This is a genomic window from Neobacillus bataviensis (genome assembly GCF_019969725.1).
In genome coordinates this window covers 70,099-83,503 of the sequence record NZ_JAHXYW010000002.1, presented here as the reverse complement: position 1 = coordinate 83,503, position 13,405 = coordinate 70,099, and the positions used below count along the sequence as shown (strand labels likewise).

The window sequence follows — 13,405 nt, the reverse complement described above, 5'->3', positions numbered from 1 at the left end:
ATTTTCTTGATATAATGAAATAGTGTTTTTCAGTTAACATTTGAGTCGAAGATAAAATAAAAAGATTAAAGGATGATAACGTATTGGATATCACTCCACAAAAAGGCACGACCTATATTTATACATACGCGCACTATGAGGATGAACGATCTCTATGTGCGTTAGAAATGCGCTCATTATTCAGTCAGGATTCAGACTCTAACGTCTTAGAAAGCTCCGTAAAAATAGATCCAAGTCGCAGCCCTTTTATTAAGGAAAGAATTACGGCGATGTATGAAGCAGAAAACCTTGAGGACCTATTGAAGCAGGTTGGATCTTTTCAACTAAGAGGAGCAACGTTTAAAGTTACATATGTGAAAAACAATGGTCAAGTAAAAAGTGAACAAGAAAGCTTCGAGAAACGACGGGCCATTGAGAGAGAGATTGGATTACACATAAATGGGACAGCAGACCTTCGTAATCCCGATCAATTGCTTGGCATCATGAATATTAACGGTAGATGGATATTCGGAGAGTATGTGAAAAGTGAGTCCGTATGGTTTCGACATCAACAGAAACCAAATGATTACTCTACTGCTCTAAGTACACGTGTTGCCAGAGCGGTCGTAAATATCGCCATCCCCAATCCAATCGGAGTTACGGCCATCGATCCTTGCTGCGGAATTGGGACCGTCCTTGTGGAAGCACGCTCAATGGGAATTGATATTGTCGGAAGCGACCGAAATCCACTGATTCTCCCTGGAGCACGAGAAAACTTGGCACACTTTGGACTTAGTGCAGAAATCAATCGAGCCGATATTCGTGACATCAATGATCATTACGATGTAGCGATTATTGATCTGCCATATAATTTGTGTTCCGTGATAAACCCAGAAGAACAGCTGGAAATGCTCCAAAGTGCCCGGAGGTTTTCAAACAAAGTAGTAGTGGTTACTGTCGAACCGATCGATGAAATTCTTTTAACAGCAGGTTTTACGATAAAGGATCGAGCTTTTGTTAAAAAACAATCATTTATTCGAGAAGTAATTGTATGTAACTGATTAGGACAAAAGAAAACTAATAATTTTGTCGATACGGATTTCGACATTCTTTTCTCCATTTCCCGGGAAAAATCCTTTTGATAAAAGGATTTTTTCAGTTTCTAATTAAACATTTGATTAGTAAGGAATGCTGGCGGTACTTGTCGAATGGCGAATAATTACCGAAGAAAATCCTTTTATCGACTTATTTTTTTAATTTAATAGAAGAGAAACATTACTATGTCGACAAAGTTTTGTTTCATTATAATGTTGAAAACCTTTATTTATAGGTTGCCATGGCTATTTAATCAAACGTTTAATTAGTTTTTTTATAGGTGGAAAAAGTCGATGCATGTAAAAATTAAACACTTAAAAATCACAAAAAAAAAAGGTATCTAAAAAGACTAACGGGTTCCGATACCTATCCCAAACATTGAAAATGCAACTTAAAATGAGTGCCAAATTGTATATGAATTTGGCACTCATTTTTTATTGGCGTAAAGCGATTTGTACTAAAATTACGCTAAAATTCGTATGGAAAAATGCCCCCCCATTTTGTAAGGGTCAACAGCTATTGTACCCTTACAATTTTACCCGCACTTTGATATACAAATCGTCTTAAAAAGAGATGTTTGATATTAAGTCTAAACTAATTGGATTTTTATCTTAAGATGGAATAAAGTTTGTAAAAAATTGTACTTACGCTAACCAAGCAGATTACTTCAATAAGCACAATACTTTGAAATTTAACAATATCTAAATTTCGTTAAACTATGTGTTAAAATAATAGACAAATTATTAAAAAGGATGTTGGACGATGTCAAGAGGAGAACATTTACTTCAAGAACAATATGGAACAACCAAGAGAGCATCCTCTTTTTATGAAAATCAAATGCTTAACTACCTAAACATTAAGATGACAAAGTTTATATCGAAACAAGGTATGATGTTCATAGCAACGGCTGATTCTAATGGAAACTGTGACTCCTCTTTTAGGGCTGGCTCACCAGGTTTTGTACGTGTTATTGATGATAAAACAATAATATATCCCGAATATAAAGGGAATGGTGTTATGGCAAGTTTAGGTAACATCATAGAAAATCCCCATATAGGACTAATGTTTATTGATTTTTTTGAGAATAACATAGGGTTACATGTTAATGGTAAGGTAGGGATTATAGAAAATAACCAATTAAGCTCATTTAATATTCCTGAAGAGATAATAAATGATATTGAAGAAAAAGAAGGAAACAAACCTGAACGTTGGGTTATGGTAAAAGTTGATGAAGCGTATATTCACTGTTCAAAACATATCCCAAGACTACAACAAATGAACAAAAAAATAAATTGGGGAACTGATGATGAAAAACAAAAGGGTGGGGATTTCTTCAAGACAAAACAAAGTATGAAACAGTAAAACTTGTGAAGAAATGCACTTAAACTAAAGGCTTTGTTAGTTCTACAAGCTATCAAAAATGGATATTAAAAATAGCTCAGTAGTGAACTGAGCCATTTTATTTTCAATTACAAAATCAGATACAAATGTGCAAATTTGGTTACATTTTCGGGTTTTTGCGATAGGAAACGGAACCTGTTATAAAAAGAACCCTCTTTTATACTTTCCTCATATCTTATGTGCTGGCAAATGTTATTCGGTAAACTTTCTAAAAATCAATGTGGCATTATGACCGCCAAAACCTAATGAGTTTGATAGAACCACTTGAACATCCTTCTTCTTTGCCATGTTGGGAACATAATCTAAATCCAGCTCTTCATCAGGTGTTTCATAGTTGATGGTAGGGGGAATAATCCCTTCCTTGATAGCTAAAAGTGAAAAAATAGCCTCAAGAGCACCTGTTGCGCCCAATAAATGGCCTGTCATCGACTTCGTGGAGCTTACAGATAGCGTATAAGCATGTTCTTTAAAAACTTCTTTTATCGCTACTGTTTCATACAAATCATTATAATAAGTGGACGTCCCATGTGCATTGATGTAGTCAACTTGTTCAGGGGAAATGTCCGCATCATCTAATGCTAATTGCATTGCTCGCTGGGCACCTGCTCCGTCTGGTGCGGGTGTTGTAATATGATGGGCATCACCTGTAGCCCCATAGCCTATTAATTCACCATAGATGGTCGCTCCACGGGCTAGAGCATGTTCTAATTCTTCCAGAATGACAATACCAGCACCTTCTCCAATGACAAATCCATCACGATTCTTATCAAATGGCCGGCTGGCAGTTTTCGGGTCTGGATTTTTTGAAAGAGCCGTCATGTTCGAAAATCCTGCGACGGTCATTGCTGTAATCGTTGCTTCTGTACCGCCGGCAATCATCATGTCCAGATCCCCTTTTTGAATAACGCGGAATGCATCCCCGATGGAATTCGCTCCGGACGCACAGGCCGTAACGGAACAATTGTTGATTCCTTTTGCTCCAAGTTCAATAGATACTTGTCCTGCTGCCATGTCCGGGATAAACATCGGGATCGTAAACGGGTTGACCCTTCTTTGACCTTTTTCAATAAATTTTTGATGCTGTTCCTCGAACTCACCTAAACCGCCGATTCCTGATCCAATCCAAACTCCGACCCGTTCAGGTTGAACATCGACACCGATTTGAATGCCTGCATCCTTTACAGCCATTTTACTTGCGGCAACAGCGAATTGGCTATATCTGCCCATTCTTCTTGCTTCCTTTTTATCCATAAACTCTTCTGGTGCAAAGTCTTTTACTTCCGCCGCAATTTTGATATCTACTTTTTCCACATCAAATATAGTGGCAGGACCAATACCTGACACACCACTTTTAATCTTTTCCCATGTTGAATGAGCATCATTCCCCAAAGGAGTGACTGCTCCAACACCTGTAATCACTACTCTTTTATTCATTTAATGCTCTCTCCCACTAATTATTCGAAGTATAGTCTCTATATTTTACCTAATTTATGGTTGTTGGACAAATTGATTAGTTTTGACAGACATTATGTATTAAATTTGTTGACAAAAAATCTAATAGTTCGATAGTGTTTGGTTAACTAATGGAATAGGGGGAAATGAAACATGAAATCAGTGACAGTTTATCATTATGATGCCTTTAGTACAGAGCCCAATAAAGGGAATCCAGCGGGAGTAGTTTTAAACGGTGACAAGCTGACAGATAACGAAATGCAAGAAATAGCCTTTAAAGCAGGCTTTAATGAAACAGCTTTTATCATGAATTCGGATGCAGCTGATCTTAGAATCCGTTATTTTACACCCGGCCATGAGATGAACCTTTGCGGCCATGGGACAATGGCGGCCATCTATGCTTTAAAAAAGAAGGGATTACTAAAGCAAAAAGATACCTTAACTATCGAGACACTTGCAGGTATTTTGCCTATAAAGATTGGTGCCCTTTCAGATGCTGACATTCTGATTACAATGAAGCAGGCTTCACCACAATTTGCGGAATTTACAGGATCAGTAGAAGCTTTAGCTGACTCTATTGGGCTGGTTAAAGAGGATATTGATGACACTTTGCCCATCCTATATGGCAGTACGGGTATCTGGACTTTATTGCTTCCAATAAAAAAACTTGAGACTTTTAAAAAAATGAAACCGAATAATGAGTTATTTCCTTCCCTTTTAAAGGAACGGCCCAAAGCATCTCTTCATCCCTTTTGCTTAGAAACGTATGATGATAATGCCCATATGCACGCCCGGCACTTTTCCTCCCCATATTCCGGAACAATCGAGGACCCTGTAACTGGCACTGCTTCAGGAGTGATGGGAGCTTATTTTGCCTCTTACATAAACAGCCATTTTGAAAAAACGTTAAATCTCTTAGTAGAACAGGGGCAGGAAATGGAAAAGGATGGCCGGGTAATGGTGCATATTACGAAAAATAAAGATCAATTTGATATTGAAATTACTGGAAGTGCCGTATTCGTTAAAGAATTTGAAGTGGTCTTATAGATTGGGATACTTTTACGTTTTTTCTTATGGATACTTTTCTTTATGGGCCCCTCATGTAGACAGTTTCCTTGTTTCCAACTGATTTTTTGTCCTCATGAACACTCCATGAGGACAGGTTCTATGTCTCCACCCGGATTTTTTGTCCTCATGAACACTTCATGAGGACAGGTTCTATGTCTCTACCCGGATTTTTTGTCCTCATAAACGCTCCATGAGGACAGGTTCTGTGTTTCCACCATACTTTTTTGTCCTCATGGACGCTCCAAAAAACAGTTTTCCTGTTCCACGTATTTCAGACAAATTTCAGATGTTGCCTATCACTGGTAAAACTCCGGCTTTCTGTGTTTTACACTAGGCAGCTTTTCTCGGACACGTTGAATCCGCTCTAAGTCCAAATCGGCGAGAATAAGGGTTTCTTCCTCTCCTCCGCTTGCAATAACAACCCCCATCGGGTCCACGACCAGACTCCGGCCGGCAAACTCAGGACCAACTAGATCCGCTCCAAGGACGAACATCGTGTTTTCAATCGCTCTTGCGCGAATAAGCGTCTGCCAGTGATCCTCTTTCATAGGACCCGCCATCCATCCTGCCGGAACAAGCAGTACATCCGCCTCCTGAAGCGCAAATTGTCTTGCGATTTCTGGAAACCTCAATTCGTAGCAGACCATTAAACCAATTTTTCCAAACTCTGTTTCTACAACTTTATATTTATTTTCACCAGGGATAATGGTATCAGACTCTTTAAAGCTGAAAGCATCATATAAATGTGTCTTTCGATAGGAATGTAAGAGTTGCCCTGAACGATCAATAAATACAGTTGTATTATAGGCTCGACCGTCATCACCCGCTTTCGATTCATACATTCCACAAACAACATATATCTCGTTTTTGCGGGCGGCCTCTTTAAGAGCGGAAACAAAAGGGCCATCCAATGGTTCCGCTGCTTCAGCCGGCAGCACGCCAGTCTTCGGAGTTGCCAGTACCATATAAAATTCCGGTAAAACCACTAAATCTGCGCCCATCCCTTTTGCCTTCGCAATGTATTGGATCGCCTTCTCTAAATTAGAGGCTTTATCAACGCTCGTAGATAATTGTGCAATAGCTACTTTCAAGGCTGGTACCTCCTAAATTTCACATTTTCATTTATTTTAATATATTTTGGCATGGTCTGACGAACTTTTTATTATTAAATCCCTGTCACATCCATACCCCCTTAGTCGTCTTGAGTAATGAAATTACTTTAGGAGGTTATCTTATGACTCAAAAATGGGATATTGTCATTGTTGGCGGCGGATTAGCTGGGTATGTAGCCGCTAATTATTTAGCTAAAACCAATTTATCTATATTAATATTAGAAAAAGGAAAAAATACTGGCGGGAGGGCTAAAACGAACAGGATAAATCAACAGTTTTTAAATCTGGGCCCGCATGCCCTTTATAAAAAAGGAAAAGCCAAGTCTATTCTCGAAGAATTAAAGATAAATCTGAATGGCAAACCACCCATATTAGGCGGCATTTTAATTGAAAACAATATCGAGTATGCTGCTCCATTTTCTCCTTTAGAACTGTTTACAACAAATCTTTTAAATAGGAAAGAACGGATGGAATGGGTCTCGGTTTTGTTGAAATTAATGAGTGCAAATCCGAAAAAATTGGCAGAGCAAACCTTCCAACAATGGGTTCAGCAAACAGCCCGCTCTAAAATAGTTAAATCACTACTTTATTCACTTGGAAGACTAGCAACCTATTGTCATGCTCCTGAAATGGTGAGCGCAAAAGTGATGGTGTCGAATATGAAAAATGCGATGGGAGGCGTACTTTATCTAGATGGCGGCTGGCAGACAATCATTGATCAGCTTCACAATAAAGCCATCCTCTCAGGTGTTCAAATTCAATCACATACTCGTGTTAAACAAATAGCCCCCGCCCCACAAAACCAATTTAAATTAGTTCTATCTAATGATAAAGAAATTCTCGGAAAGTATGTAATTTGTACCTCTGGCCCTCATGAACTTCACGAAATGTTAGTTGAAAATCTTAATCTCGATCAAAATAATTTTTTGGCTCAAATTACCCCAATAAGAGGGGCAACGTTAGATGTTGCTCTAACACAGCTTCCTAACCCAAAGCAATTGTTCGCCATGGGCATCACTGATCCCCTTTATTATTCAGTCCATTCAAATTATGCACGTCTCTCTGATGATAATAAGAGTGCCGTTCTTCATGTATTTAAATATTTACACCCAGATGATCAAATTGATGGAACAAGTATTAAAGACGAGCTGGAACAATTTTTAGATAAGCTGCAGCCGGGGTGGCAGCAATATGTGATTTCAAGTCGCTTTATCCCTAACATTACGGTGAACCAACGCTTACCGCAAATAGGAGATGAGCTCAAGCTGCAGCGTTCTAAAACAGCTATTCCGGGATTATATATAGCTGGTGACTGGGCTTCTCCCGACTCCATTTTGGCAGACGGAGCTGTCAGCAGTGGAAAACAAGCAGCTGAAGAAATTATTTTAAAAGAAATGAGGAGAAATAGTGCAAATATCGAACGAAGATTACCAACATTATAAACCATTACTCTTTTCATTAGGGTATCGGATGTTAGGTTCAGTAGCGGAAGCAGAAGATATTGTCCATGATACTTTTCTAAAAGCTTATCAAATCAGTGAGGAGAACATTACGAATAAGAAAGCGTATCTCTGCAAAATGTTAACGAACCGCTGTCTTGATGTATTAAAGTCTGCCAGATCCAGACGAGAGCAGTATGTGGGACCTTGGAATCCAGAGCCATTATTACTAGAGAAATTACATGCCTTTGATCCATCTGAAATTATTATCCAAAAAGAAGGATTGAGTATTGCCTATTTACGAATGATGGAGCATTTGGCACCAGATGAACGAGCAGTTCTCCTTTTAAGAGAAGCATTTAATTTCTCATACTCTGAGATTGCTAACATCGTTGAAAAGAAAGAAGAAAACTGCAGGAAAATTTTTAGCAGGGCTAAGCAAAAGGTCTTACATGTGGAAGGTGAAAGCTTAAGCTATGAAAGGAATAAGTCAATCATTAATCGCTTTATAGCAGCGTTTCAAATCCAAAATACAGCTGTCTTATTAGAACTACTTTCGGATAACGTCACACTATTTTCAGACGGCGGAGGAAAAGTCACGGCTGCTGTACGTCCAGTAGTATCTGTATCCAACGTTCTTGCCTTATTATACGGTGTCATAAAAAAGGCCCCTGAAGACACTTATTTTGAAGTTAAAAATATCAATCGCCAACCAGCAATCGTGACATACATGAATAATAAGATTCAAAGTATCCTTAGTTTTTATATTTCTAATGAAAAAATAAATGAAATCTATATCACAATGAATCCTGAGAAATTACCTATTCGCTAAAAAATAAGTTAATAGTTTTTTAACAATTCTTTACATTCCCTTAATTAACATAGTGAAGGTAGTTACCTATAATCATAGTTAAGGAAAAGAAAAAAAAGCCATATATGAGGAGGAATTTTACATGCTTCAAAATATTGGGATTCCGGGATTGATTCTTATTCTAGTAATTGCCTTAATCATTTTCGGCCCTTCCAAACTGCCGGAATTAGGAAAAGCCGTTGGCTCAACATTAAAGGAATTCAAAAAATCTACAAGAGATTTAGTTTCTGATGAAGAGCCGGCAAAAACACAGCCCAAAAAAGAGGAAAAAGCCATTTAAAACATATCATTTTTTAAGAGGATGTAAGAGGCTTGCATCTTCTTTTTTATAAGGAGGCCCAATGAAAACCCACGATATGGACCTTATTGGTCATTTTGAAGAACTGCGCAAACGTCTCATTTTCGTATTAGGAACCTTTATCCTGCTCTTCATCGTTTCCTTTATCTATGCACAAGACCTTTATCATTGGCTAGTGAAGGACCTGGAAGTAAAGCTTGCCATTTTAGGACCGAGTGATATTTTGTGGGTCTATATGATCCTTTCAAGTGTCGCTGCCATTGCTGGAACGATTCCAATGGCCGCCTATCAAACTTGGCTATTTGTCCGGCCGGCATTGAAAGAAAAGGAACGTAAAATAACGCTGGCTTATATTCCAGCCCTATTCCTTCTATTTTTTACGGGAGTTTGCTTCGGATATTTTGTCATTTTTCCAATGGTATTTCACTTCCTCCTCTCCATGTCAGAGGACATGTTTATGACCTTTTTTACAACGGAAAAGTACTTTAAATTTTTAATTAATATGACGCTCCCATTTGGTTTTTTGTTTGAACTTCCGGTGGTTATCATGTTCTTGACCAGCGTCGGAGTTTTGAACCCTTATCGATTGCAAAAGATTCGAAAATACGCCTACTTTATACTAGTTTTAATCGCAATCTTCATCACTCCTCCAGATTTTCTATCTGACATTTTGGTAGTCATTCCGCTGATCTTCCTATATGAGTGCAGCGTTCTATTATCCAAAGTGGTTTATCGGCGAAAGCAAGAAACGAGTCTGGCTGTCTAAATGAAGAAAGAAGTCTTAGCTCCTGTGCTAAGACTTCTTTTTTTAGAAACAATTGTAATCGATTTTAAAACATAAGTGAAAAAGAAAAAAGATGTAAACCCGGTACGGTACGGGTTTACATCTTTTAATAGATTCATATAATGATTAAATCTTAAGTCCGTGGCGCTCAAATGCAGCCGCTTCAAGAATGGACATCCCGTTACGCTCAGCAAAAGCAGCTACCTTGTCTGAAACTTGTGGTGCAAATTGCTTTGAAGGAGCAGCGTAGGACATTTCCCTAGCACGTGCAGCGTTATGGCGCTGGAATGGACCCCAGATGGCAAAGGTTTTGCCCGGGCTTTGAATATTGACAAAAAGTGTGTTTCCGTCAGGCGAGAAGGTAGGGCCTGTCATTTCCGATGCATTTAGACGATTGTGGGCAAAAGGATAGATTTTGCCTTCAGGAGTAATCCCCATAAGGCGATCGTCTCCTGCTCCATCTTCTACGAACCAAAGATCGCCCCAAGGAGTCATGGCAATATTATCCGGCGATTCCATGTCTTTAGCATCAGTAGCCTCATAAAAAAGCTCCAAGGTATTGGTAGCAGGAATGTAGCGGTAAATGCGTCCAAGATTTTTTGCGCCTGCAGAACTGTCATCAAACCAGAACACACCCGCTTGGAAGAACGCTCCTTCTAGCTTTTTAAACTTTATGCAGTTTTGTGCAGCGGCATCCTCGCGGCATAAATGAGGATTTAGTTCCTTCCAAACAATCTTAAACGTTTGTCCAGTTTTAAATGTGCTTGCTGATGGGTCCGTTACTTCTTCAATCGCTGCCGCATAAAGCTTGCCGCCTTTTTGCAGAGCACCTGGTTTTTGGCTGGTGTCATTCGGGATAAAACGGTAGAAATAACTTGGAGATGCATCCTCAGTCAGGTATACATATCCTGTCGCCGGGTCGATGGCACATGCTTCGTGTGAAAAGCGTCCCATGTCCTTGATAGGGGTTCTGGACATTTCGTTCTCCGGCATTGTCGGATCCACTTCGAATACATAACCGTGTGTTTCGGAACGTGTTTCTTCACAAGTCAGCCAGGTCCCCCATGGTGTAGCCCCGCCAGCACAATTTCGGATTGTACCTGAAGAGGTTACATATTCTTTGATAACTTCACGATTTGGAGCTACAACCAAAGCCGTTGTACCCCCTGCTGCAGCCGCATCAAAAGGCTTGGTTCCGACTACTGGATTTGCGGCACCTGGACTCAATTCATGATTTCGAACAAGAATCGTCGTATTATTAGGACCTTCAAACGCAGCCATTCCATCAAAGGCACCTGGGATTTTTCCGCCGTTTGTCAGTTGACCGCCCTCTTCGGAGATAATTTTGTAATGGAACCCTTTTGGAAGATCGAGAATTCCATTTGGATCAGGAACTAGTGGACCATATCCGCCAAAGCCGCTGGTTGGATTACTAGCAGTATCCGCAAATGCTTTTGAACCGAGTGTTAAGACCCCTGTTGTTCCAAGTGTAAGTGCAAGTGTGCTCATACCTCCCGCTTTTAAGAAATCGCGTCGATTCATGCCGTTTTGATTTTCCATAAAGTAATATTCCTCCTCATTAATGGTTTTCAATCTATTGCTAGTTTAACTGGAAAACATTAAGCATTAATGGAAATACTGTATGGATTAGGTAAATAAGGTTAAAGAAATGTAAAAATACTCTGAATCAATTTATTGCATCGGATTGGTAAAATCATTAATCAAAATCTGAACTTCATCATTTTCATAAATTTTTCCGGGCCTTTCTACTGCACAAACGATTCCCCGACGCTTATAGCCTGCGCGTACAAAACGGAAGGACAACTTCTCGTGGTCTTCGTAATGCTTTTGGATTTCATCACCAGGCAAAGTACAAGGCATATTTTCTCCCATACAAATTAGTCCTGCACCACTTGGAAATAGGATGCGCGAGCCCATCGTTAGTTTCGTTAGATCCGGAAATCCTTTTATAAAAAGATTAGCCCCCAGCCACTCCGGCAGCACCGATTCGACCTTTAATTCTTCTGCAATCCTGTCTAATTCTTCTTCTGACACAATCGTTAATTGGCGGCGGTTCAGAATCTCTGTCCCTCTTGGATACATCGGCTGTCTCGAATCCGCCTTGCTCGTTACGCCAAAATGCCGATCCCCGCGAATTCCGCCGAATTCTAGATTCACTTCTTTAATCCTTCTGGTAACAAATGTCTCTGGTTCATCTGCTATTAATATGGCATTTACGTTTGCCCAAACTTTTTCCAAAAGTAAATCTCACCTTTCCGTTTATGTATTAGGTTGAATACCGGAGAGAGCTAAAGAATACACTCACTCTCAACGATTTCAATGAGCTGCTTCAATTGTTGGACACTTTGATCTAAAGAAAGCGAATAATAGCGCTGTGTCCCTTTCTGTTCTAGTTTAACAAGGTGATTGTCGCGCATGATTTTTAAATGATGGGAAATGGCCGGGCGTGAGAGGTTCGATTGCTCAGCAATTTCGTTTACACTTAACGGCTCCTGTTCTGCAAGCATTAGGATAATGTCCTGTCTTGCCGGATCGCTTAAGGCGTTAAATAATGGGATACATGACCTGAAAACATCAATAGCTTGCTGTGCCATATTAAGAAATTCCTCCAAATATCTTTACTTTTCCTCTGCAACATACTTGGCAACTTTAGCGGCTAGACTTCTTGGCATAAATTTAGCTCCAACTGCACCAGCCTTATTGAATCCTCCCGTAACCACCACGCGCTTCCCGCTCATCAATGCTTTATATCCGCTCTTTGCCACCTGATCAGATGCCATCGCGCGACTGAACATTTTGGTGCCCTCAACATTGGCCACCGCTCCAAAATTGGTTTTCGTTGGTCCAGGGCAGAGGGTTGTCACGGTAACCGAACTGCCAGATAGCTCTTCTACCAGTGCTTCAGAAAATGAAAGCACATAGGCTTTGGTTGCATAGTAAACTGCCATTTGCGGGCCAGGCTGAAATGCCGCAGTACTTGCTACATTTAAGATTCTGCCAACATTCCTTTGTTTCATTTTTTGCAGACAGTAATAGGTTAATTCCGTTAGTGCGGTTATATTTAATTGAATCATATTTAGCTGTTTTTGGATATCCAGTTCATCAAATGTACCCATTAACCCGAAACCAGCATTATTAACGAGAACATCTATGTCGATTCCACGATTTTCGATTTCTGTAAATACTTCTTTTGATGCCCCAATGACACTCAAGTCCTTCGGGATAACGGTTACTTCTAATTGGGAATAGGATTGTTTGATTTCTTTTAGTTTCTCTTCGTCTCTAGCCACTAGAACTAAATTGTAGCCATCGTTGGCAAACAGTTTAACAAATTCATATCCTAAACCGCTTGTTGCTCCTGTAATTAATGCAGTCTTCTTCATCGTATATGGTCCTCCAATATTTTTAAATGTTCATATGTTTAAGTGTTTAAACATATAATAATTAAAAATACACCAAGCGTCAATAATATTTATCGACTGTTATCGTACAGGATTTTGATTTTGGCATACAAAACTGGGTGCCTTGACTTATTTTGGCACCCAGTCTATTAATATCCGATTTATGAGGACAGGTTTTGCTTTTCCAGCCTGGGTTTTGTCTTCATGAACGCCCCATGAGGACAGATTTTTGCTTCTCCTGCCTGTGTTTTGTCTTCATGAACGCTCCATGAGGACAGGTTTCGCTTCCCCTGCCTGTGTTTTGTCCTCATGAACGCTCCATGAGACAGGTTTCGCCTCCCCTGCCTGTGTTTTGTCCTCATGAAAGCTCCATGAGGACAGATTTCGCTTTCCCTGCCTGTGCTTTGTCTTCATGAACGCCTAAACGACACCCTGTTTGTTCATGAATATTTGTAGGGTACCAGCATTTCTCAAATAAAAATAC

General features: G+C 39.7%; 14 protein-coding genes. 7 read left to right on the top strand and 7 right to left on the bottom strand.

The window, feature by feature from the left end:
* Positions 1–83 precede the first annotated feature (83 nt).
* Complete coding sequence (locus LC455_RS05290; protein WP_223588828.1) at positions 84–1,040, top strand: TRM11 family SAM-dependent methyltransferase; 957 nt, start codon at positions 84–86, stop codon at positions 1,038–1,040.
* A 796-nt stretch (positions 1,041–1,836) separates the two neighbouring features.
* Entirely contained in the window at positions 1,837–2,436 is a 600-nt protein-coding gene (locus tag LC455_RS05285; RefSeq protein ID WP_223588826.1) for a pyridoxamine 5'-phosphate oxidase family protein, read from the top strand.
* Between the two features lie 231 nt (positions 2,437–2,667).
* Here LC455_RS05285 and fabF read toward each other — a convergent pair whose 3' ends face one another.
* Positions 2,668–3,909 carry a beta-ketoacyl-ACP synthase II gene (gene fabF / locus LC455_RS05280; RefSeq protein ID WP_223588824.1) on the bottom strand — a complete coding sequence of 414 codons (1,242 nt, stop codon included), beginning with the start codon at positions 3,907–3,909 and terminating at the stop codon, positions 2,668–2,670.
* A 171-nt stretch (positions 3,910–4,080) separates the two neighbouring features.
* Between fabF and LC455_RS05275 the strand changes: the two genes are divergently transcribed.
* A complete protein-coding gene (locus tag LC455_RS05275) occupies positions 4,081–4,974 on the top strand; it encodes a PhzF family phenazine biosynthesis isomerase (RefSeq protein WP_223588823.1) in 894 nt (297 codons plus the stop codon).
* A 317-nt stretch (positions 4,975–5,291) separates the two neighbouring features.
* On the opposite strand, the gene LC455_RS05270 is transcribed toward LC455_RS05275, so the two are convergent.
* The gene (locus LC455_RS05270; protein ID WP_223588821.1) at positions 5,292–6,086 is read right to left on the bottom strand and encodes a carbon-nitrogen hydrolase family protein; all 795 of its coding nucleotides are present in this window, start codon (positions 6,084–6,086) and stop codon (positions 5,292–5,294) included.
* A gap of 143 nt (positions 6,087–6,229) precedes the next feature.
* Here LC455_RS05270 and LC455_RS05265 point away from each other — a divergent pair, with 143 nt between their 5' ends.
* From LC455_RS05265 to tatC, 4 genes are all read left to right on the top strand, one after another.
* Positions 6,230–7,549 (top strand): phytoene desaturase family protein, encoded by a 1,320-nt coding sequence (locus LC455_RS05265; protein ID WP_223588819.1) that lies wholly within the window; start codon positions 6,230–6,232, stop codon positions 7,547–7,549.
* Positions 7,515–8,378, top strand: coding sequence for an RNA polymerase sigma-70 factor (locus tag LC455_RS05260; protein ID WP_223588817.1), 864 nt, complete (start codon positions 7,515–7,517; stop codon positions 8,376–8,378). Before LC455_RS05265 ends, LC455_RS05260 begins: the two co-directional genes overlap by 35 nt.
* Before the next feature lie 121 nt (positions 8,379–8,499).
* On the top strand, positions 8,500–8,697 hold the full coding sequence (tatA, locus tag LC455_RS05255; protein WP_223588815.1) for a twin-arginine translocase TatA/TatE family subunit: 198 nt from the start codon (positions 8,500–8,502) through the stop codon (positions 8,695–8,697).
* 61 nt (positions 8,698–8,758) lie between these two features.
* The gene (gene tatC / locus LC455_RS05250; RefSeq protein WP_223588813.1) at positions 8,759–9,481 is read left to right on the top strand and encodes a twin-arginine translocase subunit TatC; all 723 of its coding nucleotides are present in this window, start codon (positions 8,759–8,761) and stop codon (positions 9,479–9,481) included.
* A 144-nt stretch (positions 9,482–9,625) separates the two neighbouring features.
* On the opposite strand, the gene LC455_RS05245 is transcribed toward tatC, so the two are convergent.
* The 5 genes from LC455_RS05245 to LC455_RS05225 all read right to left on the bottom strand — a co-directional run bounded on the left by LC455_RS05245 (position 9,626) and on the right by LC455_RS05225 (position 13,335).
* Positions 9,626–11,059, bottom strand: coding sequence for an alkaline phosphatase PhoX (locus tag LC455_RS05245; RefSeq protein ID WP_223588812.1), 1,434 nt, complete (start codon positions 11,057–11,059; stop codon positions 9,626–9,628).
* 132 nt (positions 11,060–11,191) lie between these two features.
* A complete protein-coding gene (locus LC455_RS05240) occupies positions 11,192–11,758 on the bottom strand; it encodes an MOSC domain-containing protein (RefSeq protein WP_223588810.1) in 567 nt (188 codons plus the stop codon).
* Positions 11,759–11,808: 50 nt separating this feature from the next.
* The gene (locus LC455_RS05235; RefSeq protein ID WP_223588807.1) at positions 11,809–12,114 is read right to left on the bottom strand and encodes an ArsR/SmtB family transcription factor; all 306 of its coding nucleotides are present in this window, start codon (positions 12,112–12,114) and stop codon (positions 11,809–11,811) included.
* A gap of 24 nt (positions 12,115–12,138) precedes the next feature.
* Positions 12,139–12,903, bottom strand: a complete 765-nt coding sequence (locus LC455_RS05230) for an SDR family NAD(P)-dependent oxidoreductase (RefSeq protein ID WP_223588805.1) — start codon at positions 12,901–12,903, stop codon at positions 12,139–12,141.
* A 273-nt stretch (positions 12,904–13,176) separates the two neighbouring features.
* Positions 13,177–13,335: a hypothetical protein gene (locus LC455_RS05225; RefSeq protein ID WP_223588803.1), complete on the bottom strand. Its 159-nt coding sequence runs from the start codon at positions 13,333–13,335 to the stop codon at positions 13,177–13,179.
* Positions 13,336–13,405: the final 70 nt, after the last annotated feature.

What these genes read in the sequence shown, in the direction of transcription:
- LC455_RS05275 (WP_223588823.1), top strand. Translation starts at nt 4,081, where the DNA reads ATGAAATCAGTGACAGTTTATCATTATGATGCCTTTAGTACAGAGCCC.
- tatC (WP_223588813.1), top strand. Translation starts at nt 8,759, where the DNA reads ATGAAAACCCACGATATGGACCTTATTGGTCATTTTGAAGAACTGCGC.
- LC455_RS05230 (WP_223588805.1), bottom strand. Translation starts at nt 12,903, where the DNA reads ATGAAGAAGACTGCATTAATTACAGGAGCAACAAGCGGTTTAGGATAT.
- LC455_RS05235 (WP_223588807.1), bottom strand. Translation starts at nt 12,114, where the DNA reads ATGGCACAGCAAGCTATTGATGTTTTCAGGTCATGTATCCCATTATTT.
- LC455_RS05245 (WP_223588812.1), bottom strand. Translation starts at nt 11,059, where the DNA reads ATGGAAAATCAAAACGGCATGAATCGACGCGATTTCTTAAAAGCGGGA.
- fabF (WP_223588824.1), bottom strand. Translation starts at nt 3,909, where the DNA reads ATGAATAAAAGAGTAGTGATTACAGGTGTTGGAGCAGTCACTCCTTTG.
- LC455_RS05285 (WP_223588826.1), top strand. Translation starts at nt 1,837, where the DNA reads ATGTCAAGAGGAGAACATTTACTTCAAGAACAATATGGAACAACCAAG.
- LC455_RS05265 (WP_223588819.1), top strand. Translation starts at nt 6,230, where the DNA reads ATGACTCAAAAATGGGATATTGTCATTGTTGGCGGCGGATTAGCTGGG.
- LC455_RS05225 (WP_223588803.1), bottom strand. Translation starts at nt 13,335, where the DNA reads ATGAAGACAAAGCACAGGCAGGGAAAGCGAAATCTGTCCTCATGGAGC.
- tatA (WP_223588815.1), top strand. Translation starts at nt 8,500, where the DNA reads ATGCTTCAAAATATTGGGATTCCGGGATTGATTCTTATTCTAGTAATT.